This is a genomic window from Giesbergeria sp., from assembly GCF_028686475.1.
Lineage (GTDB): Bacteria > Pseudomonadota > Gammaproteobacteria > Burkholderiales > Burkholderiaceae_C > Simplicispira.
In genome coordinates this window covers 128,265-154,457 of sequence record NZ_JAQUCA010000003.1, presented here as the reverse complement: position 1 = coordinate 154,457, position 26,193 = coordinate 128,265, and the positions used below count along the sequence as shown (strand labels likewise).

At 56.4% G+C, this 26,193-nt stretch carries 22 protein-coding genes; 15 read left to right on the top strand and 7 right to left on the bottom strand.

All coding sequences use genetic code 11. From position 1 onward, the window contains the following. Window positions 1-5 precede the first annotated feature (5 nt). Window positions 6-590, bottom strand: a complete 585-nt coding sequence (gene flhC / locus PHX60_RS03175; protein ID WP_300074587.1) for a flagellar transcriptional regulator FlhC — start codon at window positions 588-590, stop codon at window positions 6-8. A gap of 39 nt (window positions 591-629) precedes the next feature. Beyond that, a complete protein-coding gene (flhD, locus tag PHX60_RS03170; RefSeq protein WP_300074585.1) occupies window positions 630-959 on the bottom strand; it encodes a flagellar transcriptional regulator FlhD in 330 nt (109 codons plus the stop codon). 418 nt (window positions 960-1,377) lie between these two features. On the opposite strand from flhD, the gene PHX60_RS03165 reads away from it, so the two are divergent. Continuing rightward, window positions 1,378-5,022, top strand: a complete 3,645-nt coding sequence (locus tag PHX60_RS03165; RefSeq protein WP_300074582.1) for a pre-peptidase C-terminal domain-containing protein — start codon at window positions 1,378-1,380, stop codon at window positions 5,020-5,022. Window positions 5,023-5,115: 93 nt separating this feature from the next. Here PHX60_RS03165 and PHX60_RS03160 read toward each other — a convergent pair whose 3' ends face one another. The 3 genes from PHX60_RS03160 to PHX60_RS03150 all read right to left on the bottom strand — a co-directional run bounded on the left by PHX60_RS03160 (window position 5,116) and on the right by PHX60_RS03150 (window position 7,974). Continuing rightward, window positions 5,116-6,015 (bottom strand): DMT family transporter, encoded by a 900-nt coding sequence (locus tag PHX60_RS03160; protein ID WP_300074579.1) that lies wholly within the window; start codon window positions 6,013-6,015, stop codon window positions 5,116-5,118. Between the two features lie 3 nt (window positions 6,016-6,018). Then, entirely contained in the window at window positions 6,019-6,723 is a 705-nt protein-coding gene (locus PHX60_RS03155) for an HNH endonuclease signature motif containing protein (RefSeq protein ID WP_300074576.1), read from the bottom strand. A gap of 111 nt (window positions 6,724-6,834) precedes the next feature. Further along, window positions 6,835-7,974, bottom strand: a complete 1,140-nt coding sequence (locus tag PHX60_RS03150) for an aromatic ring-hydroxylating dioxygenase subunit alpha (RefSeq protein WP_300074574.1) — start codon at window positions 7,972-7,974, stop codon at window positions 6,835-6,837. A gap of 206 nt (window positions 7,975-8,180) precedes the next feature. Between PHX60_RS03150 and PHX60_RS03145 the strand changes: the two genes are divergently transcribed. The 3 genes from PHX60_RS03145 (at window position 8,181) to PHX60_RS03135 (ending at window position 13,932) form a co-directional block, all read left to right on the top strand. Next, window positions 8,181-9,116, top strand: a complete 936-nt coding sequence (locus PHX60_RS03145) for a polyprenyl synthetase family protein (RefSeq protein WP_300074572.1) — start codon at window positions 8,181-8,183, stop codon at window positions 9,114-9,116. A 59-nt stretch (window positions 9,117-9,175) separates the two neighbouring features. Then, window positions 9,176-11,092: a 1-deoxy-D-xylulose-5-phosphate synthase gene (gene dxs / locus PHX60_RS03140; protein WP_300074570.1), complete on the top strand. Its 1,917-nt coding sequence runs from the start codon at window positions 9,176-9,178 to the stop codon at window positions 11,090-11,092. Window positions 11,093-11,301: 209 nt separating this feature from the next. Beyond that, entirely contained in the window at window positions 11,302-13,932 is a 2,631-nt protein-coding gene (locus PHX60_RS03135) for an EAL domain-containing protein (protein WP_300074569.1), read from the top strand. Here the strand turns inward: PHX60_RS03135 and PHX60_RS03130 are convergent. Next, window positions 13,929-14,897, bottom strand: a complete 969-nt coding sequence (locus tag PHX60_RS03130) for a threo-3-hydroxy-L-aspartate ammonia-lyase (RefSeq protein ID WP_300074566.1) — start codon at window positions 14,895-14,897, stop codon at window positions 13,929-13,931. The two genes, PHX60_RS03135 and PHX60_RS03130, sit on opposite strands and share 4 nt — an antisense overlap. Window positions 14,898-14,949: 52 nt before the next feature. Further along, the gene (locus tag PHX60_RS03125; protein WP_300074563.1) at window positions 14,950-15,753 is read right to left on the bottom strand and encodes a hypothetical protein; all 804 of its coding nucleotides are present in this window, start codon (window positions 15,751-15,753) and stop codon (window positions 14,950-14,952) included. A 71-nt stretch (window positions 15,754-15,824) separates the two neighbouring features. Between PHX60_RS03125 and PHX60_RS03120 the strand changes: the two genes are divergently transcribed. From PHX60_RS03120 to rng, 11 genes are all read left to right on the top strand, one after another. Then, on the top strand, window positions 15,825-16,544 hold the full coding sequence (locus PHX60_RS03120) for a YebC/PmpR family DNA-binding transcriptional regulator (protein WP_300074560.1): 720 nt from the start codon (window positions 15,825-15,827) through the stop codon (window positions 16,542-16,544). Beyond that, window positions 16,541-17,824 carry a phosphoribosylamine--glycine ligase gene (purD, locus tag PHX60_RS03115; protein WP_300074557.1) on the top strand — a complete coding sequence of 428 codons (1,284 nt, stop codon included), beginning with the start codon at window positions 16,541-16,543 and terminating at the stop codon, window positions 17,822-17,824. The genes PHX60_RS03120 and purD overlap by 4 nt, the downstream gene beginning before the upstream one ends. After that, window positions 17,821-18,777: an oxygen-dependent coproporphyrinogen oxidase gene (gene hemF / locus PHX60_RS03110; RefSeq protein ID WP_300074554.1), complete on the top strand. Its 957-nt coding sequence runs from the start codon at window positions 17,821-17,823 to the stop codon at window positions 18,775-18,777. Before purD ends, hemF begins: the two co-directional genes overlap by 4 nt. A gap of 52 nt (window positions 18,778-18,829) precedes the next feature. Then, window positions 18,830-20,839: a biofilm regulation protein phosphatase SiaA gene (siaA, locus tag PHX60_RS03105; protein WP_300074551.1), complete on the top strand. Its 2,010-nt coding sequence runs from the start codon at window positions 18,830-18,832 to the stop codon at window positions 20,837-20,839. A 31-nt stretch (window positions 20,840-20,870) separates the two neighbouring features. After that, a complete protein-coding gene (gene siaB / locus PHX60_RS03100) occupies window positions 20,871-21,425 on the top strand; it encodes a biofilm regulation protein kinase SiaB (RefSeq protein ID WP_300074548.1) in 555 nt (184 codons plus the stop codon). Between the two features lie 10 nt (window positions 21,426-21,435). After that, a complete protein-coding gene (gene siaC, locus PHX60_RS03095; RefSeq protein WP_300074545.1) occupies window positions 21,436-21,825 on the top strand; it encodes a biofilm regulation phosphoprotein SiaC in 390 nt (129 codons plus the stop codon). Further along, window positions 21,818-22,612, top strand: a complete 795-nt coding sequence (siaD, locus tag PHX60_RS03090) for a biofilm regulation diguanylate cyclase SiaD (RefSeq protein WP_300074542.1) — start codon at window positions 21,818-21,820, stop codon at window positions 22,610-22,612. The genes siaC and siaD overlap by 8 nt, the downstream gene beginning before the upstream one ends. Window positions 22,613-22,679: 67 nt before the next feature. Next, window positions 22,680-23,480 carry a ribosome silencing factor gene (gene rsfS / locus PHX60_RS03085; protein WP_300074540.1) on the top strand — a complete coding sequence of 267 codons (801 nt, stop codon included), beginning with the start codon at window positions 22,680-22,682 and terminating at the stop codon, window positions 23,478-23,480. Window positions 23,481-23,493: 13 nt separating this feature from the next. Further along, window positions 23,494-23,961, top strand: a complete 468-nt coding sequence (rlmH, locus tag PHX60_RS03080; RefSeq protein ID WP_300074537.1) for a 23S rRNA (pseudouridine(1915)-N(3))-methyltransferase RlmH — start codon at window positions 23,494-23,496, stop codon at window positions 23,959-23,961. A gap of 46 nt (window positions 23,962-24,007) precedes the next feature. Continuing rightward, window positions 24,008-24,628, top strand: a complete 621-nt coding sequence (locus tag PHX60_RS03075; protein ID WP_300074534.1) for a Maf family protein — start codon at window positions 24,008-24,010, stop codon at window positions 24,626-24,628. A 48-nt stretch (window positions 24,629-24,676) separates the two neighbouring features. Beyond that, on the top strand, window positions 24,677-26,164 hold the full coding sequence (gene rng, locus PHX60_RS03070; RefSeq protein WP_300074778.1) for a ribonuclease G: 1,488 nt from the start codon (window positions 24,677-24,679) through the stop codon (window positions 26,162-26,164). The last annotated feature ends 29 nt before the right edge of the window (window positions 26,165-26,193 follow it).

The following is a 26,193-nucleotide window of genomic DNA, read 5'->3' as shown; positions in this document are numbered from 1 at the left end:
ATCGCTCAGTGCAGCATCAAAGAACCGGCGGCTTTGCTTTTGCCCGCGCGTGCTGGCGGATTGCACAGGCCGCAGGTGTAGTGGCGGTTTTCGTACAACTCGGTCACAAACTGGCCGCCGCATTGCGCGCATTTGGTGCGATTGAGCATCCCCGCATCGACAAACTTGACCAAGCGCCAAGCGCGCGTGAATGACAACAGTGGCTCTACTTGGGCCATCTGGATTTGCTCGATGTACAGGCGATAGGCTTTGGTCAGTTGGTCCACCGAGTCCAGCTCAATCCCTTTGGACAGGTATTCGTAGATGTTCAAAAACAGCGAGCTGTGGATGTTTTCTTGCCACGTCAGGAACCAATCGGTCGAGAAGGGTAACTGACCTTTGGAGGGTGATTTGCCCGCCACTTCTTTGTACAGGCGAATCAGGCGCTCATACGACAGCGTGGTTTCCGACTCCAACACCTGCATTCTGGCCCCCATGCCAATCAACATGGCAGCGCGCTCAATTTGCTTCGATTCGTTGAGTACGCTCTTGGCCGTGGTCTTGGCCACTTTGGTGTTGCTTGGGGCGGCAGGGGTGTGGGTGGCGGTCATGGTGCAATCTCCAATCGGGGCAGGCAGGGCGATACAGGCTTACAGAACTTCTGACACGCGGCTGGCCATCAGGATGTTGGCGTGCAGGGTGTTGGTGGCTTCGTTGCCCACCTTTTTCGGGGTGTTGTGGTTGGTCAGCAAGCTCCAGACCAGGTTGTCATCGACGCGGAAGCTGCAAAGTAGCGTATTGCGCGAAGCCAGTTTCATGACTTGTGCGGCCGACAAAGAGGCCAAAATATCGGCAGCTTCTTCGTTGATGCCCAGACGGAACACCGCTTCGGCTTTGTCTTGGCGAATCAGGGTTTGGGCCAGCATCAGGTAGGTCAGGTTGGCTTCGCGAATCTCGGCAAGCAGTTGTTCGTTGGTCATGGTGCAATCCTTTCAGTTCGGTCGGGGGTTTCAAGCCACGGCACATGGGTGAACCGTTGAAATGGATTGTGAACACATGCCAATCAAAAATTAAGTCGGGCTTTGCCGCTACTTTGTGTCAGGTAAGCAGACAGCCTTGTAGGAATTTGCCTTACAAGCTGTGCAGCACGGGGCTGCATTTGCCTATTGCACTGCCTGCTGCACTGCAACACTATTTGTGCATCACCCTGCGGAGGTGGCCTTTTATTTTTTTGCACCTGAACCACTTTTTTTGCTGAATGGGCCATGCCAGCATGGCTGGCACTGTGGTTTTTGCACCAAACACGCGTGAACAGCATGAACTAGACCGCTGTATGGAATCGTTACTGTTCCTAGCATAGGTTAAATTGCGATCATTTGCCTGCTCAGGAGTATTCGAATGGTCTTTTTATCCGTGCGTAATCGGCTTGCAGCTTTGCTGCTCGGCGTTGCGCTGTTCGCGCCTGCCATCGCGCAAACCGTTTTGGAGCTGCCTGTGGCTCAGACTCCTGGCATGGATGTGCGTCAGGCGTTGACTGTACCTCCTGGTGGCATGCTGCGTCTTGAGCGCCTGCCGCTGGATAACCAGAGTGGGGAGTTGGCCAGTGCCAATCTGCGCCGCACTAATACTGATGAAACCACTCCGCTATTGGTCGAGCATTCGGGTACCAAAGTGACCACGATGCGCCCGGCCCCTCGCACGCACTTTACGGGCCAATTGGTCGGTGACCCTAAGAGCAATGTCTTTGTGTCGATAGACAGTCAGGGCAACACGCGTAGCATTGTGCGCCGTGGCGAAGAGGTGTTTGTCAGCGATATGTCCGCCGCTTATGCTGCTACTGGCGCTAGTGCTACACCGGGCACAGCGGCCAGCCCACCGGCGCTGCACTCACGCCGGGTCGATTTCACAGCGGACGCACCTAGTGAACCCTTTGTGTGTGGGGTGAATAGTGAATTCACTAAAAAACACTACATTCCGCCTTCTGCCGCCTTATTAGAAAATATACACAACAACCAAATGCGCGCAGGTCTCATTGGTGTTGCTTCGCAAGGCGCCGAGGCCTTGGGCGCACAACGACGGGCGAATATCATTGTTGAGACAGACTATGAATTGTTCCAGCGCTTGGGTAGCAGTGCTGCTGTGCATGCCTATGTCACCGATTTAATGGGTTATGTGAGTTCACAGTATGAAACTGAGGTGGGTGCACGGTTGAATGTGACGCAGATCAATGTGTACACCAGCCCTGCAGACCCTTGGACTGGGAGTTCAACCAGCACCTTGCTCACTGAACTGAAGAACCACTGGAACGCCTCTAGCCGAATTGGTCAACCACGCCACCACGTGCATTTGTTAAGCGCACGGAATGCGGGTGGTGGTCAGGCTTATTTGAACACTTTGGCAGACGACCAAAAAACCTATGCGTATGGTGTTACTGCGAATATTGACGGTGGCTTTTCGGCCAGTAACCCACGGGTGGTTTGGGATGCCTTGGGCATTGCACACGAAATTGGCCACGCTTTTGGTAGTAGCCACACGCATGAATTTGACGAACCTTATCTTGGCTCCAATCAAGGGGGTGCCATTGACTGCTGTTATTCTGATGAAGTGGGCAGCCAGTGCGCTATCCAGTTAGGGGGGGCATCCCGTAGCGGGGTTTTGCCCGGAATAGGCTCCACCACTGGTGGTAGCTCTGGCACAGGTGTTGGCACCATCATGAGTTATTGCCATACGTTGCGTTCAGGAAACTCTAACATCAGCTTCAATTTTGGCACTAACCACGTTTGGGGGGTTAGCCCTTGGCGTGTGGCCAGTGTGTTGCAAAGCAGTGCCGAAACCCATCTACCGCTGGATGGTGCAGCGCAAGACTACATGCTCACCGTGTCACGCCAAGGTACGGGTAGCGGTACCGTCACTAGCACGCCTGCTGGCATCCAGTGTGGCAGCAGTTGCTCGACCAACTACAGTGCTGGCACGCAAGTCACACTGACCGCACAGCCCGCATCGGGCAGTACTTTTACCGGCTGGGGCGGTGCTTGTAGCGGCACCAGCAGCTGTACCGTCAGTATGAACAGCGCACGTAGCGTGACGGCCAACTTTACGGCAGCAGTAGCTAGCACTCGTCTGGTTATGTTGAGCAAATCGGGTACTGGCACGGGTGTTGTTACCAGCAGCCCTAGCGGCTTGATTTGTGCAGACGGTTGTGGCAGTGCGTCGGCCAATTTTGCCACGACCACGGCTATCACGCTGACGGCCATGCCCTACAGCGGCAGCACTTTTGCTGGCTGGGGTGGTATTTGCAGTGGTACCGGCAGTTGTACGGTTCCAGCTGGCATCAGCAGCGCTAGCGTGACGGCCAGCTTCAACAGCACAAACACCAATGCCCGTCCGTTCACCCTGAATAAAGCGGGCAGTGGTACTGGCAGTGTGACCATCACGCCGCCTGGAACTACCTGTGACCCCAGTTGCACTCGCTCGTGGCCAGTCATTGCTAAGACTGCGGTTATCTCCCTTGTGGCTCAAGCTTCTGCTGGTAGCACTTTTGCAGGCTGGAGTGGCGCTTGCAGCGGTACAGGCAGCTGCACTATTGCTGCAGGCAGCAGCGCTATTGAGGTGACAGCCAGTTTCAATGCCACTACGGCTACCACACGTACCATCACCCTGAATAAATCGGGTAACGCAATGGGTATTGTTACCAGCAGTCCTACTGGTTTGAGTTGTGGCGTAGGTTGCAATACAGCTTCAGGAAATTTCTCCAGAAGCAGTGCTATTACTCTGTCAGCCGTAATTCCTTACAGCAATATTACATTTTCAGGTTGGAGTGGAGCATGTAGTGGCACTGGTAGTTGCATTATTCCAGCTGGTGCCACCAATGCCAGTGTGACAGCCAGTTTTAATACCAGCACCAGCACGGTTACGGCTTTACAAAAAATCAATCTCGGCGGAGCTGTGAATTCTTCACAGAATTTCTCTGTGGCAGTGCCTTCAGGTGCCACCAACTTAAAAATTCAAACTAGCGGTGAGATAGGGGATGCTGATCTTTACGTGCGTTTTGCACAAGTCCCTAACACTACGACATACGACTGCCGTCCTTTTTTTCTTGGCAGCAATGAGGTCTGTAATATACCTGCGCCAACAGCTGGTACGTACCATATCCTGATAAAAGGCTATCAAGCCTTTAGTGGCTTGACTTTAACGGCCAGTTACCAAACTGCCACAGCGCAGAACTATGCACTAACCGTTTCACGCCAAGGTACAGGCAGTGGTATTGTCACGAGTACACCCGCTGGCATCAACTGTGGCAGCACTTGCTCGGCCAGCTACCTTGCTGGCACACAAGTAACATTGGCTGCACAGCCCACATCCGGTAGTGCCTTTACTGGCTGGGGTGGTGCTTGTAGTGGTACGAGCAGCTGTATTGTGCGGATGGAGAACATACGCAGCGTAACTGCTAACTTCACCCAAGCAGCCAACAATCGCTTGGTCACCCTGAGCAAGTCGGGTATGGGTGTTGTTACTAGCAGCCCTAGCGGGTTGAACTGTGCAGCCGATTGCTCCAGCACATCCGCCAATTTTGTCAGTACCACGGCTATCACCCTGACTGCCTTGCCTCAGAGCGGCAGCACTTTTACCGGCTGGGGCGGTATTTGTAGTGGTATGGGCAGTTGTACGATCCCAGCCGGTACTAGCAACGCTAATGTGATAGCCAATTTTAAGACCAGCGGTGGTGGTCGCACGATCAATGGGTTACAAAAAAACAATCTTGTGGGAACTGCTGGATCGCTACAGTATTTTTCTGTGGCTGTGCCTTTGAATGCCACCAACCTGAAGATTGAGACCAGTGGTGGCACTGGGGACGCTGATCTTTATGTGCGTTTCGCTCAAATGCCCAACACCACGGCATACGATTGCCGCCCTTTCTACTATGGAAACAATGAGATTTGTAATATCTTTTCACCGACAGCTGGTACCTACCACATCCTGCTCAAGGCTGATCAAGCCTTCAGCGGTTTGAACCTCAGTGCTAGTTATCAAATTGCTGAATAAATCAGTGTAAGTTGATGCGGTGGGGTATCGCCGTCCAGTAGTAACAATCTCCGGGATTCAGGCAAGGTTCAGGGGTTTGGCCCGGAGAGCATGTCAAAGTTTCGACGCAGCACGCGCGCGCAGTGCGGTCGCGGCAATGCCACTGCTGATAATCAGTCCCATGCCCAACCAGCCTTGGAGGGGGATGTGGTCGCCAAACAAAAATAGGCCATACAGGGCAGAGAATACGATGCCCGAATACTGCAAATTGGCCACGACCAGCGTGCCGCGTTGGCTGCTGCTGGCGCGGGCATAGGCGCGTGTCATGCACAGTTGCCCGCCCGAGGCCAGCACCCCAATCGGTAGCAGCCACAAGCCCGGCCAGCCCGGCCAATCAGAGATGCCCATGACCAAGGTGGCTACGGCCCCAGCCAGCGTAGAGCCTATGGCAAAGAAAAATACCGTGCGCGTCTCTGGCTCGCCCACGCGCGATAAGGTAACGACTTGCAAGTAGGCAAACGCCGCCGACATACCTGATAGCAGCCCAATCACCCCAGCAAACATTTGGTTTTGGTCTAAGCTGGGGCGCAGCACCATCACCACGCCTGCAAAACCAGCCAGCACCGTCAGCACCAGTGGCCCTTGCAGGGCGGGTGCAGAGGTGTTGGACGAGGGCCGCCAAGCCAACACCGCACCGCCGACAAAAAAAGCGGCAATCCATACGCTGCTCATGTAGTTGAGCGTCATGGCCGTGGCCAGTGGTAAGGCACCAATGGCATAAAACCACGTGCCCATCGCTGTGACACCAATCAAACTGCGCCAAGCGTGCATCCACGGGTATTGGGTCTGCAACACCACCCGTTGTGAGCGTGCCAGCGCCCACAGCACCAACATGCCAATCAATCCCCGGTAAAACACCAGTTCTGCCGTATTAAAGTAGGCCGAAGCGAACTTGATGCACACCCCCATGCTGGCAAACAAAAAAGCCGCCAGCACCATCCAAAGTGCTTGCATGGTTTAAGCCGCACGAAAAACAGTAGTTCTATGGAAATCCATATAGACCTGATGTGGTTGAGCGAGGGATACGCTTAATTGCTGGGAGATACCTAGTTTTTCTGGCGTGGTCAATAAAGGAGAAATTAATATTACCCCTGCCGGATTGAAGGTGATAAAGCCTGCATCAAAAGTTTTGTCCAAATTTGGAATCAAGAGCAATCCATTGAATGGGTCTAGGCGTTCTGCATTGTTTGACACACTCCAAGGTTTGATGTGTGAGGCCACCAGCAGTTGGGTATCTTTGAAGCCTGTGACGGAACAAGCGCCCCAGTAAGCCATCAGCTTCTGTCTGAAGATACCCTGACCAATTCTTGATTTGACGAGGTTGCATTTTTCGGTTGGACTCGTTTCTGCCGAATCCATAATGGCATCAATGTCGGACTCAATATCGCCATGATAACCTTTAGAAAGGTATTCTCCAAATTTAATCAGGGCGGCATTGTACATATTGTTGCCGCGCTGATTGCGTTGTTGAAATATCGGCAATGCACGAATTTTGGCTGCAATGGTTTCAAAGGAAGCGCGATTGACCAAAGAAGTCAGTGGCCCCTCAATAAATCCGTGGTCTATGGCCCACTGCGACATGGCACCACGAACAGCGCTTTCGTATTTTTTGACCGAAGATGCGGAAAGACCTTGGTGGCGCAGCCAAGCTTCAAAATTCACGGACTCTCTCCAAAGCAGTGCAATGCAGCACTTTAGCATTCACATGGCCAGAGATTGGCCAGTGAACGCCAAGGTGTTGGGCTGCTGACAGCTACACGGCCTCGATAGCTATCAGCCTTGCGGCACCGCTGCACCCATTGTGGCGCGATACCACTCATGGAAATGCTGCATTCCGTCTTCCATTGGGCTTTGGTAGGGGCCAACTTCATTATCGCCACGCGCCAGCAGGGCTTTGCGGCCTGCATCCATGCGCTCGCCAATTTCGTCGTCTTCAATACAGGTTTCCATATAGGCGGCCTGTTGTGCTTCGACAAAATCGCGCTCGAAAGCGACAATTTCTTCTGGGTAGTAAAACTCGACCATGTTCAGCGTTTTGGTCGGGCTGATGGGGTGCAGCGTCGAGACGGTAAGCACATGCGGATACCACTCCACCATAATGTGGGGATAGTAGGTCAGCCAAATCGCGCCGCGCTCGGGCAATTTGCCTTCGCGGTATTGCAGCAATACCTCTTTCCACTTCTGGTACACACTGGAGCCAGCATGGCCAAAAGTAGAAGCTACGCCCACGGTTTGCACCGAATACTCTTTGCTGAACTCCCAGCGCAAATCATCGCAGGTAACAAAGTTGCCCAAACCGGGGTGGAAGGGGCCGACGTGGTAATCCTCCAGATAGACCTCAATAAAGGTCTTCCAGTTGTAGTTGCATTCGTGTAGTTCTACCCGGTCGAGGGCAAAGCCTTCAAAACTGAGTTCGGCCCGTGGCCCCATGCCAGCCAAATCGGTGGCAATGTCGCGGCCATTGTCTTCAAACAGCAGGCCGTTCCATTCGCGCAGGGGGTAGTTTTTCAAGTCCAAAGCTGGGTCTTGGGCAAAATGGGGCGCACCCAACAAGCTGCCGCTGGGGCTGTACGTCCAGCGGTGCAGTGGGCACACAATGTTGCCACCGGCATAACCCTTGCCTTGGCCCTGCAAAGTGCCGCGCCCTTTGAGCATCACCGCTTGGCGGTGGCGGCAAATGTTAGAGACCAGCTCAATTTGGCCTTGGGCGTTGCGTACCAAGGCGCGGCCCTCGCCTTCTTGGGGCAGGGCGTAATAATCCCCGGCGTTGGGTACTGCCAGTTGGTGCCCCACATAGCGGGGCCCGCGCTGGAAGATGAGTTCTAACTCGCGCTGAAACAGCGCCTCGTCAAAGTAGCTTGAAACTGGTAGTTGGCTTGCAGCCTGCTGCAGTCGAAGACTTAAATCAGACATGGACGACCTGACCTAAAGACTCCCCACAGGGAGGTGCGCTTAAGGCGCGGGTGAGAAAAAAATAAACCGGCAGGAGGCCGGCTTGCAGGGAATGGGATTATAGGCCGTGGGGTTATTTTGTGGGGCATTCCCGCAGGGGCCATGCGTGTATTGCCAGCGGTATCGGCCTAAAATTGAAGGTTTTAGACTTTTGCAGGCCCGTTTCCATGCCCCACACCACTCCCCCCCTTGACATGGCTGCTTGGATGCAGGGCCATCTGCTGCGGGTTGAGGCTTTTTTGTCGGACTGGGTGGGCCACGGTGCCCCAGCGGGTTTGGGGCAGGCCATGCGCTATGCCGTGCTCGATGGTGGTAAGCGTTTGCGCCCCTTGCTGGTATTGGCCGCCCGCGAGGCCGTGGCCAGCGCCGATAGCCCCCACAGTCCCTTGCATTCCACGGCAGACGAGGCCGCCTTGCGCGCCGCCTGTGCGGTTGAGTTGATTCACGCTTATTCTTTGGTGCATGACGACATGCCCTGCATGGACAACGACGTACTGCGCCGGGGCAAGCCCACGGTGCATGTGCAGTTTGGCCAAGCCACGGCACTGTTGGCAGGGGATGCGTTACAAGCTTTGGCGTTTGAGCTGCTGGTGCCCGAGGCCAGCGCTATCCCCAATAGCATCCAAGCCCGCCTGTGTGGCTTGCTGGCGCGTGCTGCTGGTGCCCAAGGCATGGCCGGGGGCCAAGCGATTGATTTGGCCAGCGTGGGCATTGCCCTGAATGAAGACCAATTGCGCCAGATGCACCGCCTCAAAACTGGGGCTTTGTTGCAAGGCAGCGTTTTAATGGGCGCTGCTTGTGGCCAAGCCGATGTAGCCGCACAAGCAGCACTGGCCGACTATGGTGCCGCGCTGGGGCTGGCGTTTCAGGTGGTCGATGATATTTTGGACGTTACCGCCGATGCAGCGACGCTGGGCAAAACAGCGGGCAAAGATGCTGCCCAAGACAAACCCACCTATGTTTCCTTGCTGGGCTTGGAGCCTGCCCAAGCCTATGCCCAACAGCTGCACCAACAGGCGCTGGCGGCACTGGCCGCCAGTGGCCTACCCGACACCCGCGCGCTGGCCGGGTTGGCCCACAAGGTGGTTGACCGCGCTTATTAAGCGGCACTTTCTTTCTTCGCTCTGCTTCAGACACCGCCCTTCCAGAGACCCTGTCTTCCATGCCTACCAAGCCTTACCCCCTGTTGCAGACCGTCAATTCACCGGCAGACCTGCGCCGCCTGCCGCGCACCGAACTCAAAGCCTTGGCCACCGAGTTGCGTGCTTTCGTTATTGACAGCGTAGCCCAAACCGGCGGCCATCTCAGTTCCAATTTGGGCACGGTAGAACTGACCATCGCCCTGCACCGCGTTTTTAATACCCCAGAAGACCGCTTAGTCTGGGACGTGGGCCACCAAACCTATCCGCACAAAATCCTTACCGGACGGCGTGAGCGTATGTCCACCCTGCGCCAGTTGGGCGGCTTGAGCGGCTTTCCCCAACGCGCCGAGAGCGAATACGACACCTTTGGCACCGCGCACTCCAGCACCAGTATCTCCGCCGCTTTGGGCATGGCCTTGGCAGCGCGTAGCAAAGGCGAAGACCGCCACGCCGTGGCCATCATTGGCGATGGGGCCATGACAGCCGGTATGGCCTTTGAGGCGCTCAACAACGCTGGGGTGGAAGACTGCAAACTGCTGGTGGTGCTGAACGACAACGACATGAGCATCAGCCCGCCGGTGGGAGCGCTGAACCGCTATCTGGCGCAACTCATGAGCGGCCAGTTCTATGCCAAAGCCAAGAACGTCGGCAAAAACGTACTCAAAAATGCGCCGCCCTTGTTGGAGTTGGCCAAGCGCTTAGAGCAGCAAGCCAAAGGCATGGTGGTGCCCGCCACCCTGTTTGAAAAGTTTGGTTTTAACTACATCGGCCCGATTGACGGCCATGATTTAGATTCGCTCATCCCCACGCTAGAAAACATCAAGAGCCTGTCTGGCCCGCAGTTTCTGCACGTGGTGACGAGAAAAGGCCAAGGCTACAAACAGGCCGAGGCTGACCCCATCGCCTACCACGGCCCCGGCAAGTTTGACCCGAATGTCGGTTTGGTCAAGCCCGCCACCCCGCCCAAGCCCACCTTCACGCAGGTGTTTGGCGATTGGCTGTGCGATATGGCGGCGCAAGATGAACGCTTGGTCGGTATCACCCCGGCCATGCGCGAAGGCTCCGGCATGGTGGAGTTCCATCGCCGGTTCCCCGAGCGTTATTACGATGTCGGCATTGCCGAGCAGCACGCCGTCACCTTTGCCGCCGGGCTGGCCTGCGAAGGGCTCAAGCCGGTGGTGGCGATTTACTCCACTTTTTTGCAGCGTGCCTATGACCAAATGATTCACGATGTAGCGCTGCAAAATCTGCCGGTGGTGTTTGCCCTAGACCGCGCTGGCTTGGTGGGGGCCGATGGCGCTACCCATGCGGGGGCCTACGATATTTCGTTTATCCGCTGCATTCCCAATATGGCGCTGGCTTGCCCAGCTGATGAGCGCGAATGCCGCCAATTGCTCAGCACGGCGTTTGCCCAAAACCAGCCGGTGGCCGTGCGCTATCCACGCGGCGCGGGTGCAGGTGTCGCCCCACTGCACAGTTTAGAACCTCTGTCCTTTGGCAAGGGCGAAATCCGCCGCCAGCGCAACCACACCGATGCTGCTGCGGGGCCACGCATCGCCATTTTGGCTTTTGGCACCCTGCTCTATCCGGCCTTGCAAGCCGCCGAAGCGCTCAATGCCACGGTGGTCAATATGCGCTGGGCCAAGCCCTTAGACACTGCATTGTTGCTGCAAGTGGCCGCTGACCATGAGCTGCTGGTCACGCTAGAAGAAGGTGCGATTGCCGGTGGTGCCGGTAGTGCGGTGTTAGAAGCGCTGGCCGCCGCCCAAGTGCAACGCCAAGTGCTGTTGCTAGGCTTGCCCGATGTGTTTATCGAACATGGCGACCCGGCCAAACTGCTGGCGCTGCAAGGCTTAGACGCGCAAGGTATCGAGCAATCGGTCCGTATTCACCTTGCTGCTGCCCAGGAGCTACCAAGCCAACCTGGCCGATTTTAAAAATCCACCAAAGCGCGTGCGCCGACCAACACCAGCCACTGTGGTAGAAAAAATTCTCGGCGCAACGGCTTGCGCTGACTTGGCATTCTTTAAGTTGTAATCAGTTGTAATTATCAGAAGGCAAAATGCAGCAAGACGCGCCTCTTACTCCCGAGCCTCCTCCGGCACTTGTCCAGCATTGACTCCAACCAGCGGCAGCACGCAAACTGATGAACACGATTTTCCCTGACAAGTCAGCACCACTTTATGGGCGCAAAACGGGCTGGCTGTTGCTGTCCTTGGCGCTGATGCTGGTGTGGATTTTGCTCAGTGCCTCGGGTGCGTTGGCCGCCTCGCGCGAGGTACGTGTCGGGCTGTACAACAACCCACCCAAAATTATGCCGAGTGCCAATGGGGTACCTACGGGTATTTTGGGTGATTTGTTGCAAGAAATTGCCCGGCAAGAAAATTGGACCCTGCAACCAGTGCATTGCACTTGGGAAGCCTGCTTATCTGCCCTAGAATCAGGTGATATTGATTTATTGCCGGATGTGGCCTACAACGAAAAGCGGGCCTTGGTGTTAGATTTTCACCAAACAGCCGCATTGCAAGCTTGGTCACAAATTTACCGCCGCGAGGATGTAAAAATTCAATCCATGCTGGATTTGCAAAACAAGCGCTTGGCGGTGTTGGCAGGCTCCGTGCAAGAGCAATACCTTCAGGATTTGCTGGCCGGTTTTAGTATTCAGGCAACATTTATCCCTGTGCAAAGCTTTGAGCAAGCATTTACTAAAGTGGCCGCGCACGAGGCTGATGCCGCTGCCACCAATTACCATTTTGGTGACCAAGAAGCCGGTCGATTTAAATTATTGCCCACCAGTTTGATTTTTTTGCCTGCCAAAATTTATTATGCTACGGGCAAGGGCCGCAACCCTGATTTATTGCAAGCGATTGACAGAAATTTGAATTTGTGGCACGCCAATCCGCAATCTTTTTATTTTCAAAATCTCAAGCACTGGAGTGGTTTACCATCATCGCCCACGATTCCCACTGCTTTTTGGTGGGGTTTAACCATTGTAGCCGCATTGTTCTTGCTGGCCGTGGCTGGAATGCTGCTATTGCGCCGCGAAGTAGCACGCCAAACACACAATTTACGCGCCAGTGAAGAGAGACTCTCTACCATCCTCAATAGCGTAGAGGCCCATGTTTTTATTAAAGACCCCCAACTGCGTTACCAATATGCTAATCGCGGATTGTGTGAATTTTTGAATTTACCCATAGAGCAAATTTTGGGTAAAACCGATGATGCTTTTTTTGATGCTGCCACCGCTGCACGCATTCAAGAAACGGATTTTTCTGTATTAAAATCAGGCCAAAGGCTGGTCAAAGAAGAATTTGGCCACAAACTAGGCGAACCCAAAAAACATGTTTTTTTATCGGTCAAACTGCCTTTGGGTTTGCCCGGTCAAGAAGGTTATGCACTGTGTGGCATTTCTACCGATATTACCGAGCAGCGCCAGTTTATCGAAGAAATCCACCAACTGGCTTTTTACGATCCGCTCACGCACCTGCCCAACCGCAAACAACTGATGGAGCGCTTGCAGCACTGCTTGGCTGCCCCCTCCCACAACCAGCAAAGCACCCACGCGCTGTTGCTGATTAACCTGGATAATTTTAAGGACCTCAATGACACCCACGGCCATAGTGCGGGCGATCAGCTGTTGCAGCAGGTAGCCCAGCGCCTCACAGCCTGCGCCCGCCCCGGTGATATGGTGGCCCGTTTGGGCAGCGATGAATTTGCCTTGCTGATGGGCGAGCATAAATCCCAAGCCGCCAGTAGCCAGCACCAAATTGAATACGCTGCCACCCACATATTGCAAGCGCTTGCAGAAGCACCTTACTCTATTGGAAATTTAGAATACCGGGCTTCGGCTGGCATTGGTATTACGATATTGGACAATCGTCAAACCTCGGTGGAGGCGATTCTCAAACATGCTGATTTGGCATTGTTTCAAGCCAAGGCCCAAGGGCGCAAAAAAATGCGCTTTTTCAAGCCAGACATGGAAGTCGTGGTGGCAGCGCGTGCTGCCCTAGAGGCAGATTTGCGCGATGGTCTAGCGCGCGAACAATTTTTACTCTATTATCAACCCCAAGTGGACAGCCAATATCGCCTATTGGGTGTCGAAGCGCTGGTGCGCTGGCAGCATCCCCAGCGTGGTTTGGTGGCCCCCGGTAGTTTTATTGGACTGGCCGAGGCTTCGGGCCTGATTGAACCGCTAGGTTTATGGATTTTGCGTTGTGCCTGTCGGCAAATTGCCGATTGGAGTAAAAACTCTGATACTGCCCAGCTACAAATTGCCGTCAATATCAGCGCCCACCAATTGCACCATCCCAAATTTGTGGAGCAGGTGCTGGGTATTTTGCAAGAAACTGGGGCCAATCCCAATCGCTTAGAACTAGAATTAACCGAAAGCCAATTGGTCGAAGATATGGAAGGCGCGATTGGTAAAATGCAAACCCTCAAGGGGGTGGGGGTACATTTGTCGTTGGATGATTTTGGTACAGGCTACTCTTCGCTCAACCACCTGAAACGCTTGCCCTTAGACCAGCTTAAAATTGACCAATCGTTTGTGCGCGATTTGCTGATTGATGCCAACGATTTATCTATCGTCAAAGCCATTGTGGGCATGGGGCATAGCCTCAATTTGGCCGTTTTGGCCGAGGGCGTAGAAACCCAAGAGCAGCGCAATATGCTAGAGCAATTGGGTTGTGTGTTGTACCAAGGTTATTGGTTTGGCCGTCCCATGCCAGTAGAGCAACTGCTGGACTGGCGCGCACCTGCGATAAACTCTGGGGTTTAATCGGCCAAAAAGCGTGCGTAACGGGCCATATCGACATTGCCACCGCTGATCATAATGCCGACACGCTTGCCCTGAATATCGAGGCCACCGTGGCGCGCCCCAGCAATCGCTAAAGCGCCTGTGGGTTCCACCACAATTTTCATGCGTTCGGCAAAAAAGCGCAGTGCGTGCAGCAGTTGCAAATCACTCACCGTGACAATGTTTTGCACTTGGTGTTGAATCAAACCAAAGACCAATGTGCCCAAACTTTGCGCTCTGGCACCATCGGCAATGGTGTGCGGTGGGGCAATTTGCACAATCTGGCCAGCGCGCAAAGATTGCTGGGCATCGTTGCCCGCTTCGGGTTCTACCCCCACCACGGTGCATTGCGGTGCTTTGGCTTGCGCGGCCAGCACACTACCGGCCAATAAACCGCCGCCCCCTACGCCGACAAACAAAAAATCCAAATTTGGCACCTCCTCGAACAGCTCTAAGGCAGCCGTGCCTTGCCCGGCAATCACTTGCGCGTGTTCGGACGGCGGCACCAGCGTCATGCCGCGTTCTTGGGCAAACTGGCGGCTCAGGGCTTCGCGGTCGGTGGTGTAGCGGTCGTAAGTGACCACTTGGGCACCATAGTGGCGCGTAGCGGCCATTTTGGAGGTGGAGGCATCTTCGGGCATAAACACCACGGCCGGAATATCCAACAGCCGTGCCGCCAGCGCTACGGCTTGCGCGTGGTTGCCCGCCGAAAAGGCCAACACGCCGCGTCGGCGTTGCTCGGCATTGAGCTGCGACAAGGCATTAAAAGCACCCCGAAATTTGAATGAGCCGGTGCGTTGCAGGCTCTCGCACTTAAAAAACAGTTGGGCACCCAACAGGCGGTCGGCGGTGCTGGAGTGCAACACCGGTGTGCGGTGCGCTGAGCCTTTGAGGCGTGCAGCTGCTGCAATGACATCGTCGGGGGTGGGGGCGGTGGTTAAAGGCATGGCAGCTTTCTGGGTCGCATGGCAACGGTGATTATCCTGCAAGCCACGGCCTTTAATCGCCACCGCAACCGCCGCCACCATCGCCGCCATCACCGCCATCACCATCGCCCCCGCTGTCGCCGCTAGATTCTGCACCACCAAAATCATCGCAGCTGCCGTCGTAGCTGGCATCGGCAAAATCGGTGCCGCAGTAGGTACTGCTGCCGCTGCCACCGGCCTCGTTTTTGCGTGCAATGTCGCTGCAATCGGGCAGATAAAAGAAACCGTTGGTAATTTTCAATTGGGCATCCAAAGCAAACAGCAGCGGCAAGTGGCTAGGCGCGCGTGGGTCAATCTTCTCTTGTTGGCAGGCCCAATACCAAGCGCGGCGCAGGCCATCGTTGTGCTTGGCACGTCGGCCCAAGGTTTCGGCGGGCGTGTGGTGCAAAAAGAAGCCCAGCCCTTGCTGGCACCAATCTTGGTAAGCGCGGGTGTGCAAGATAAATTCGTGCCACAGCACATCCACGGCGCGCGAAGGCATGGCTACAAATTGGCGTTTGCTACGCAGGCAGGCCAGAAAAAATTGCCGCAAGCCTTGCTCGACCAGTTCGGCCTCTTTTTGGGCCAGATGCGGATAGGCATCGCGTAGCTTGCGCTTGAGAAACTGCGGCAAGGCTGCCTCGCGTACAAAGCGTTCACGCGCAGAGCGCACCACACGGGCCAGTAACACCCATATCAGCAGGGTGGCAAAAAGATAAAACGCCCAACGCGGCTGGGCCTGCCACCAACCCGCCAACATCCCCCCAAGAGCCAACAACCAAGCCAGCACGCAGGCCCACACCCCATGCCGATAGTGACGAAGCAAAATAGAAGTCATAGCCAGCAGGTGGGCAAAAGTAGAATCGGGGGTCAATCTAGATAAATAACAGGATAGTAAAAGGACTTCCCATGGCCGGACACAGCAAATGGGCGAATATTCAGCACCGCAAAGGTCGCCAAGACGAAAAGCGCGGCAAAATTTGGACGCGCATCATCCGTGAAATCACCGTCGCTGCCCGCGCCGGTGGCGGCGACTTGAGCGCCAACCCGCGCCTGCGCTTGGCGGTGGACAAGGCCAAAGCGGCCAACATGCCCGCCGACCGCGTCAAATACAACATTGACAAAGCCACCGGCAACCAAGAGGGTGTCAATTACGAAGAAATTCGCTACGAAGGTTATGGCATCGGTGGTGCGGCTATCATTGTCGATACCATGACCGACAACCGTGTGCGTACCGTGGCCGAAGTGCGCCATGCTTTTAGCAAACACGGCGGCAACATGGGCACCGAAGGCTCGGTGGCCTTCCAATTCAAACATGTGGGTCAAATTATTTTTGCCCCCGGCACCAACGAAGACAAAGTGATGGAAATCGCCTTAGAAGCGGGTGCCGACGATGTCGTTACCGATGATGATGGTGCCATTGAGGTACTGACCGCGCCTGCCACATTTGAAGCCGTTAAAAACGCCTTAGAAGCGGCGGGCCTGACCCCCGACGCTGCCGATGTCACCATGCGCCCCGACCTCACCATTCCCCTAGAAGGCGAAGACGCTGCCCGTATGCAAAAACTCCTCGATATCCTTGAAGACCTGGACGATGTCCAAGAGGTCTATCACAACGCTGCATTATGAAAGTTCTTGTCATTGGCGGCGGTGGCCGCGAACATGCCCTCGCTTGGAAGCTCAGCCAGTCGCCCAAAGTCACGCGCGTTTTTGTCGCGCCCGGCAACGGCGGCACGGCGCTCAACCCCAAGTTTGAGAACCTGCCTATCACCGATGTGGTGGCCCTGCGCGAATGGGCGCAAACCGAAAAAATCGGCCTGACCGTGGTTGGCCCCGAAGCGCCGCTGGCCGCTGGTGTGGTCGATGAGTTCCGCGCCCACGGCTTGCGTATTTTTGGCCCCACCAAGGCCGCCGCACAGCTAGAAAGCTCCAAAGCCTTCTCTAAAGCATTTATGCGCCGCCACGGTATTCCTACGGCGGATTACGATACCTTTACTGACCCAGCCCAAGCCCATGCCTTTATTGACCGGCTGGGCGCACCCATCGTCATCAAGGCCGATGGCTTGGCCGCTGGCAAGGGCGTGGTAGTGGCCATGAACCTGCAAGAAGCCCATGATGCCGTGGACTTTATGCTGGTGGACAACAAATATGGTGTAACCCACAACGCCGGTGGCGCGCGCGTGGTGATTGAAGAATTTTTAGAGGGCGAAGAAGCCAGCTTTATCGTGCTGTGCGATGGCAAAAACGTGGCCGCCTTGGCCACCAGCCAAGACCACAAGCGCCTGAAAGACGGCGACCAAGGCCCCAACACCGGCGGCATGGGGGCGTATTCGCCCGCGCCAGTCGTCACGGCGGATGTCCATGCCCGCGCCATGCGCGAAATTATTCTGCCCACCATCCGTGGCATGGAAAAAGACGGCATCCCTTACACCGGCTTTTTGTACGCCGGGCTGATGATTGATGCCCAAGGCCGCCCCAAAACGCTGGAGTTCAACTGCCGCATGGGCGACCCCGAAACCCAGCCTATCCTGATGCGCCTGAAAAGCGATATGCTCGATTTGCTCAATGCCGCCATTGATGGCAAGCTCAACCAAGTCGATTTGCAATGGGATCGCCGTCCGGCCTTGGGTGTGGTCATGGCAGCGCACAACTACCCCGAAGACCCGCGCAAGGGCGATGCCATTTCCGGCCTGCCGCCCGAGCAAGACGATGCGATGGTGTTCCATGCCGGTACCACGCTGCAAGAGGGTGTGGTGCGTACCAGCGGTGGCCGGGTGCTGTGCGTGACGGTGCTGGCCGATAGCGTGCGCTTGGCGCAACAGCGCGCCTACGATGTCGCCCGTGGCATCCATTTTGACGGTATGCAATACCGCCGTGATATTGGCCACCGTGCCATCAAAACCCTATGAGTTTAGCTACCAGCCCCGCCGCGTTCAATCCTGACGACACCGTAGCGCGCGTGCGCGGCTATTTGGTGGGCTTGCAAGCGCGCATCATGGACGCGCTAGAGGCGATTGAAGGCCCCGATGGCGCACGCTCCGTCATCGACCCTTGGAGCAAGCCCGAAGGCGAACGCTTACAGGGCGATGGCATCACGCGCATCATTGAAAATGGGCGGGTATTCGAGCGCGCCGGTTGCGGTTTTAGCCATGTGCGTGGGCCAAAGTTGCCCCCTTCGGCGACACAACACCGGCCCGAGTTGGCCGATGCGCCGTTCGAGGCGATGGGGGTCTCGTTGGTGTTTCATCCACGCAACCCCTATGTGCCCACGGTACACATGAACGTGCGGATGATTGCCGCCGGACACCCCGGCCAGCTGCCCGTGTGCTGGTTTGGTGGCGGTATGGATTTAACGCCTTTCTACGCCTTTGAAGAAGATGCAGTGCATTTTCACCGCAGCTGCCACGATGCACTGGCCCCGTTTGGGCAGGACAAATACCCACGCTTTAAGCAATGGTGCGATGAGTATTTCTTCCTCCAGCACCGTAACGAGCAGCGTGGCGTGGGCGGCATCTTCTTTGATGATTTTGCCGAACTTGGTTTTGAGCCAAGCCTGGCCATGACCCAATCGGTGGGCGATGCCTTTTTGGGTGCTTACCTGCCGATTGTGCAGCGCCGCCAAGACACCCCCTATGGCGAACGTGAGCGCGCGTTCCAGTTGTACCGCCGGGGCCGTTATGTCGAGTTCAACTTGGTCTGGGACCGTGGCACGCATTTTGGTTTGCAATCGGGTGGCCGCACCGAGTCTATTTTGCTCTCTATGCCGCCGCAAGCGGCTTGGTCTTACCAACGCCAAGATGCGCCGGGCAGCCCCGAGGCCGAACTGACCCAACGTTATTTGCAACGCCGCGATTGGCTCTGAAGCGCACGCCTGCCAACCGCCGCCAGCGGCCACCCTTGGGAGACGAAACCCCATGACCAACGCAGTTCCCTCTTGGATGGCCGGCCTGCGGGCCAAGTCTATGTTGGCCCTGACGCTGGCCTGTGCGCTGGCACTGCTGCCTGCGGTGTTGATTGGCTGGCAGGTACTCGATGGGGTACGCAACTACTTTGGCCAGAACTACGCGCGCAACTACACCCAGCTCAAACGCGAAAGCATTTTGGCTTTGGTGGCGCGCGAGTTGGCGCTGTCTTTGCGCTTGGCCGATTCGGTCGTTACGCGCCAATGGCTGCTGGACGAGGGCAATGCCGCCAAAAAAGCGCTGTTTTTTGAAGAAGCCGAAGGCTACCGCCAAGATTTTCGGGACCACGCCTATTTTTTGGCCAGCACTGGCACGCGGCATTTTTATTTCAATGACAACACCAAGCCGTTTAGCGCCGCCGCCCGCTACACGCTGGATTGGGGCCAGAAAAAAGACGCTTGGTTTGCTGGCACCCTGAACCAAAGCGGTAGCCACTACAACATCAATGTCGATAACAACGTCGATTTGCAAATCACCAAGGTTTGGTTTAACGTGATTATCCGCAGCGGTGAACGCAAGCTGGGCGTGACGGGTACCGGGCTGGATTTGACAGGCTTCCTGAAAGATTTCATCACCACCAGCGACTTGGGTGTCACGCCCATGATTTTGACCGCTGCTGGGGCCATCCACGCCCACCCCAATCGCCAACTGATTGCCATCAACACCGCTGGCCTTCAGCCTACGTTGGCGCACACCTTGGCGGGCCAATTACCCGCTGGGGCGCAGCGTGATGCACTGGCGGCGGCAATGGCCCAGGCCGTGGCCAAGCCGGGCGAGGTGAGCAGTTTCCAAGCCACGCTGGACGGCAAGGAGCAACTGCTGGCACTGTCTTACATTCCAGAATTGCAATGGCACATTGTCACCGCCGTGGACTTGAAAGCCGCCCAAGTCCTTAACCAAGGCTGGTTGCAGGCTTTAGTGGCCGCAGTGGTGGCGTTGCTGTGCGTATTGCTGCTGGGGTTTGGTTACGCGGTAGAAAAACTGGTGTTGCAACCGCTACGCAAGCTGCAAAAATCGGCATCGGCCCTGGCCCAGGGGGATTTCAGCGTGTCTTTGCCCCCCGATGGCCGCGATGAGTTGGGCGACTTGACCCGCGCCTTTGCCACCATGGTGCGCCAAATCCGCAGCAACACCGAGGAGCTGGAGCACAAGGTGCAGGAGCGCACACTGGCGCTGGAAGAAGCCAACCGCGACATGCGCCGGGCGCACCAGCAAATCAACGACTCGATCGACTACGCCAGCCTGATCCAGCAAGCCACTTTGCCCAGCCAGCAGCTCACGCAGCTGTTAGGCCCACACCAATTTGTGCTGTGGCGGCCGCGCGACGTGGTGGGTGGCGATTTTTATGTATTTCGTGCCGAAGGGCAGCGTTACCTGCTGGGCGTGGTGGACTGCGCTGGCCACGGCGTGCCCGGTGCGCTCATGACCATGCTGGCGCGCTCGGCCCTGGACCACGCGATGGCGCAGGTGGGCATTGCCTCACCAGCGGCCATTTTGGGCCATACCGATACCACCATGCGCGCCATGTTGCAGCACAGCGAGTTGCCGCGTGCCGTGGCCACCAACATGGATGTGGGCTTGGCTTATGTGGACCGCGAAGCCCGTACCCTGCATTACGCTGGGGCCAAAATCAGCCTATACTGGAGCGATGGCCAAACGGTGCAACAGGTCAAGGGCGGTCGCCGTGCGCTGGGTGACCGGCGCCAAGGCAGCTACACCGATACCCCGGTAGAGATGGTTCCCGGTGCCACTTACTATCTCACCACCGATGGCTTCCTTGACCAAGCGGGCGGCGAGTTGGGTTATGGCTTTGGCGACACCCGCTTTGCCCAAGTCCTATTAGCCCATGCCCGTTTGCCGATGGAGCAGCAAGCCAGCGCACTCAACCAAGTGTTAGAAGCCTACCGTGGCGATTACCCCCAGCGCGACGACATCACCTTGCTCTCGTTCCGTATTACCTGAAAAACCCCTTTCCTGCCACCATAGGATTTCTATGCAAGACATCAACCTGTTTGAGCTGCGGGCGCACTTTAACCGCAGCAATATTTTGCTGTGCTTTAACGGCCCCATTTCGCGCAGTCTGATTGAGGAAATCGGCAATGCGCTCAAAAACTACCTACAAGCCGACCAAGCCCAACCCAGTGCAGCGATGGATGTGTTCAGCGTGTATATCGAGATGACGCAAAATATCCGCCATTACGCGCTGGCGCACCAATACGACGAGATTGACAGCTCCGCCACCGTGGTGGTGGCGCGTGACGATGAGCAGCATTACATTGTGCAATCGGGCAATGTGGTTGAAAAACCCGATGGCCAAGTCATCATGGCCCACATTGCCAAATTGGCCAGCATGGACAAAGCTGAACTCAAGGCCGCCTACAAAACGCAACTGCGCCAGCCACGCACCGAATCCAGCGCCAGCGGTGCGGGCTTGGGCTTGATTGATATTGCGCGCAAATCGGTACAACCCCTGAGTGCTACCCTGACTGAACTGGACAACGGACGTTGTTTTTTCAGTGTGCGCGCCGTGATTCAAAAAACTTCCTAATTTATCGACCATGAGCGATACCAACGACATCTCTATCACGGGCAGCCAATCCACGCCCAGCGTGAGCGCCGACTGGGCGCAGGGCATACTGCGTATGCAAGGCGACTCCTACCCCGAAAATTCGTTTGAATTTTTTGGCCCCATCATCAGCTGGCTAGAGCGCTTTTTGCAAAACCCGCCCGCGCCCATGCTGCGCTTGGAGTTGCATCTGGTCTATATGAACACCAGCTCCGTCAAGGCCATGATGGATATTTTTGACCTGCTCGAAGATGCCCACCAACAGGGTCGCCAAGTGCGTGTAGATTGGTATTACGACCCGCGCAACGAGCGCGTGGTGGACTTGGCCGATGAGTTCCGCGAAGATTGCAGCTTTCCATTCCAGATTGCGGCCGATGCCTGAACGCCCAAGCCAGTCCGCCGATGAGGACGAGCTGGTCACCCAAGTGCAGGCCCTGTTGGCCGACCCAACGCACCAAAGCAACCCTTTGCGTGCGCCGCTGGCGCAGTTGCTGGCCTGTAACCAAGTGCATCAGGCGCAGTTACAGCGCCTGATTCGCATTTCTGACGGTTACCAGTACATATCACGCCGCCAACAAGAGAGCCTAGAGCAACAATACGAGCGCCAATTGCACCGCTTGGAAAAACTCGCCCGCATCTCCGACCGCTACCAAAACAGCCTGCGCGAGCTGAGCGAAACCCTCAAACAAGCTTCGCTGCATGACCCATTGACCGGCTTGGGTAACCGCCGTTTTTTAATGGAGCGCCTGACGCAAGAAACCGAGCGTGCTAACCGCAAAGCGTCGCCTTATACGCTGGGCATTTTGGATGTAGATCGGTTCAAAACCATCAACGATCGCTTCGGCCATGAGGCCGGTGATACCGTCCTGTGTGCCATTGCCCGCGCGATTGCCGATGCACTGCGCGAATACGATGTTTGTGGCCGTTGGGGGGGTGAAGAGTTTTTACTGTTGATGCCCGAAACACCGCTAGATTTTGCATTGCAGATTGCCCAGCGGGTGGCCCAGAGTATCAAGGCCATTCGCATCGAATTTCTGGACACTCCCATTTCTGCCAGCATCGGTTTGAGCGCCTACCAGCTAGGTGAGCGCTTTTCCGATACCCTCAACCGGGCTGATGCCGCTTTGTTGCGCGCCAAAGCCGAGGGCCGCGACCGCATTGAAGCCTGAAAGTGCGCTGCTATATTGGCAGCCATTGATTTTTTCCTGTTATCCTTTTTTCTCTGACCACTGCCTGATGACCACTACTGCCCAATCGGAATCCACCGCTAAAAAAGACGTTACTAAACTCCAACGCGCCATCGTTGACGGCCTTGAAGATGTCAAGGCGCAGGATATCCAAGTCTTTGATACCGAACACCTGTCAGCGCTCTTTGAGCGCGTGATTGTGGCCTCGGGCACCTCTAATCGCCAAACCAAAGCGCTGGCTGCCAGCGTGCGCGATGCCGTGCGCGAAGCCGGTTTTGCCAAACCCCGCACCGAAGGCGAAGACAACGGCGAATGGATTATTGTGGATTGCGGCGCTGCTGTGGTGCATATCATGCAGCCTACGATTCGCCAGTATTACCGCCTAGAAGAGCTGTGGGGCGAGAAGCCGGTGCGCCTCAAACTGGGTGCGGCCAAGCCGGTAGCCCCCGTGGCCAAAGTGCCCGCTAAAACCGCTGCCCGCCGTGCCGCCAAGGCCGAAGCCGCTGCCGCAGAAGAAGGCACGCTTGCCACAGCCAAAAAGCCTGCTGCACGCAAACCCAGCCGCGCCAGCACCGCTGCCGCACCTGCTGAAACCCCAGTAGCTGCCAAAAAGCCCGCCGCACGCAAAACTGCTGCCAAGCCAGCCGATGCCACCAGCACTGCCGCCAAAGCACCGGCCAAACGCACCGCCAAGAGCAGCAGTGCAGCCCCAGCCGCCCCTGCGGCCAAAAAAGCTATCAAAACCGTGGTCGTGAAGCCGCGCGCCGATAAAAAAGCCGCACCAGCCAAAACCACGGCGGCCAAAAAAGCCCCAGTCCGCAAGTCTGCGCCGCGCAGCCAGCCTGAGTAAGGAGCCTTGAGCCATGCGCCTGCTGATTGTGGCCGTGGGCCAGCGCGTGCCCGATTGGGCGCAAACGGCCTATGATGATTACGCCAAACGCTTTCCGCCCGAACTCAAGGTAGAACTCAAGGCCGTCAAGACCGAACCGCGTGGCTCTAAAACCCTAGAAACCCTCTATGCTGCCGAACGCGAGCGCATTGAGGCCGCCATTCCGCGCGGTACGCGCATAGTCGCGCTGGACGAGCGCGGCACCAACCTGACGACCAAGGCACTGGCCGAGCGGCTCAAGGGCTGGCAACTCTCGGGCGATGATGTGGCGTTGGTGATTGGTGGCCCGGATGGCCTAGACCCAGCTTTTCGGCAAGCCGCCCACGAGCGTATCCGCCTGTCAGATTTAACCCTGCCCCATGCGATGGTGCGTGTGCTGCTGATTGAGCAGCTGTACCGGGCATGGTCGGTCAATGCCGGGCATCCCTACCACCGGGAATAGCCTGTTTTAACCTACTTTTGCATCGCCCTTTGGCTGGAGCCTTGCCATGCCTGATTTTATTTACTTGGCCTCGCAAAGCCCGCGCCGTAGCCAGTTGCTAGAGCAGTTGGGCATCCCGCACCAATTGCTGTTGGCCCAAACACCAGACCACCCGCACGAGGCTGAAGATGCCGAAGCCTTAGAAGCCGTGTTGCCCGGTGAGTCTCCGACCGCCTATGTGCAGCGCGTTACGGCGCTGAAATTGGATGCGGCGGTAGCGCGGCACGCGCGCCGGGGTTTGCCGCCAGCTCCCATTTTGTGCGCCGATACCACCGTGGCCCAAGGTCGGCGTATTTTTGGTAAACCCGATGATGCCGCGCACGCCGCGCAGATGTTGGCACAACTTTCGGGCAGCAGCCACCGCGTTTTGACGGCGTTGGCCTTGCAGCAGGGCGCGCAGCGCTACCAAGCGCTGTCCGTCTCGCGCGTCACTTTTAGCCAGATGAGCGCCGCGCACATCGCCGCCTATGTGGCCAGCGGCGAGCCTTTGGGCAAAGCCGGGGCTTATGGCATCCAAGGGCGCGCAGCGGCCTATGTACAGCAAATCAGCGGCAGTTATTCAGGCATCATGGGGCTGCCGTTGTTCGAGACAGCACAATTACTGCGTGCTGCCGGATTTTTCCTCTGATTTTTCTTTTTACCGTGCATCTGTGCGCGCCCACCTTCCATGCCCAGCTTGCAACAAGACATCCTTATCAACTGGTCACCACAAGAAACCCGCGTGGCCATTGTCGAAAACGGCGCGGTGCAAGAGCTGCACCTAGAGCGCCCCTTAGAGCGCGGTTTGGTCGGCAATGTCTATTTGGGCAAAGTGGTGCGCGTGCTGCCGGGAATGCAGTCGGCCTTTATCGACATTGGCCTAGAACGCGCGGCTTTTTTGCACGTGGCCGATGTCTGGCAACGCCAACCCGATGGCGAGCCACCCAGCATTGCCCGCAAAACCGAGCCGCTGGTGCCGATTGAAAAACAGGTGTTTGAAGGCCAGTCCCTGATAGTGCAGGTGGTCAAAGACCCAATGGGCAGCAAAGGCGCACGCCTTTCGACCCAAATCAGCATTGCTGGGCGCTTGCTGGTGTTTTTGCCGCAAGATGACCATGTGGGTGTATCGCAAAAAATACCTGCTGCCGAGCGCGATGCCCTGCGCGCGCGCTTGCAAACTTTGGTGGGAACCAAAGAAACCGGCGGCGGGGGTGGTTTCATTTTGCGTACCAATGGCGAAGATGCCAGCGATACCGAACTGGCCGAAGACATTGCCTACCTGCGCAAAACGTGGGCGCGCACCAAACAAGCCTCGCTCAAATTGCCGCCAAAATCCTTGTTGCTGCAAGATTTAGACCTGTTGCAGCGCGTGTTGCGCGATTTGGTGGGCGACCATACGCACAGCATCCGGCTGGACTCGATGGAGCAATTCCAGCGTCTGCGCGCCTTTGGCCAAGAATTGATGCCCACCGCCACCGCCAAATTGCAGCACTACAAGGGCGAGCGCCCGATTTTTGACCTGTACGCGATTGACGAAGAAATCGCCCGCGCCTTGGGCCGTCGGGTGGATTTGAAATCGGGTGGCTACCTCATCATCGACCAAACCGAAGCCCTGACCACGGTGGATGTCAACACCGGCGGCTTTGTGGGTGCGCGCAATTTTGACGACACCATCTTCAAAACCAATTTAGAAGCTGCTGGGGCCATTGCACGCCAACTGCGCTTACGCAATTTGGGCGGCATCATCATTGTTGATTTTATTGACATGGTGCGCGAAGACCACCAACAGGCCGTATTGGCCGAATTTAAAAAGCAACTGGGCCGCGACCGCGTCAAAACCTCTGCCGGGGGCTTCTCGCAACTGGGCTTGGTTGAGATGACACGCAAACGCACGCGCGACTCTTTAGCCCACATGCTGTGCGAGCCTTGCCCCTCTTGCCAAGGACGTGGGGCGATTAAAACCGCGCGCAGCGTGGCCTATGACATCCTGCGCGAAATCCTGCGCGAAGCGCGCCAATTTCACCCGCGTGAGTTTCGCGTGGTGGCGGCACCGCAGGTGGTCGAGCTGCTGCTGGACGAAGAAAGCCAGCATTTGGCCGGTTTGAGCGACTTCATCGGTAAACCTATTTCTTTGCAGGCCGAAGGAGCCATTGGGCAAGAGCAATACGACATCGTGTTACTGTAGTGTTACTTTAGTTACTTTCTGTTACGCTA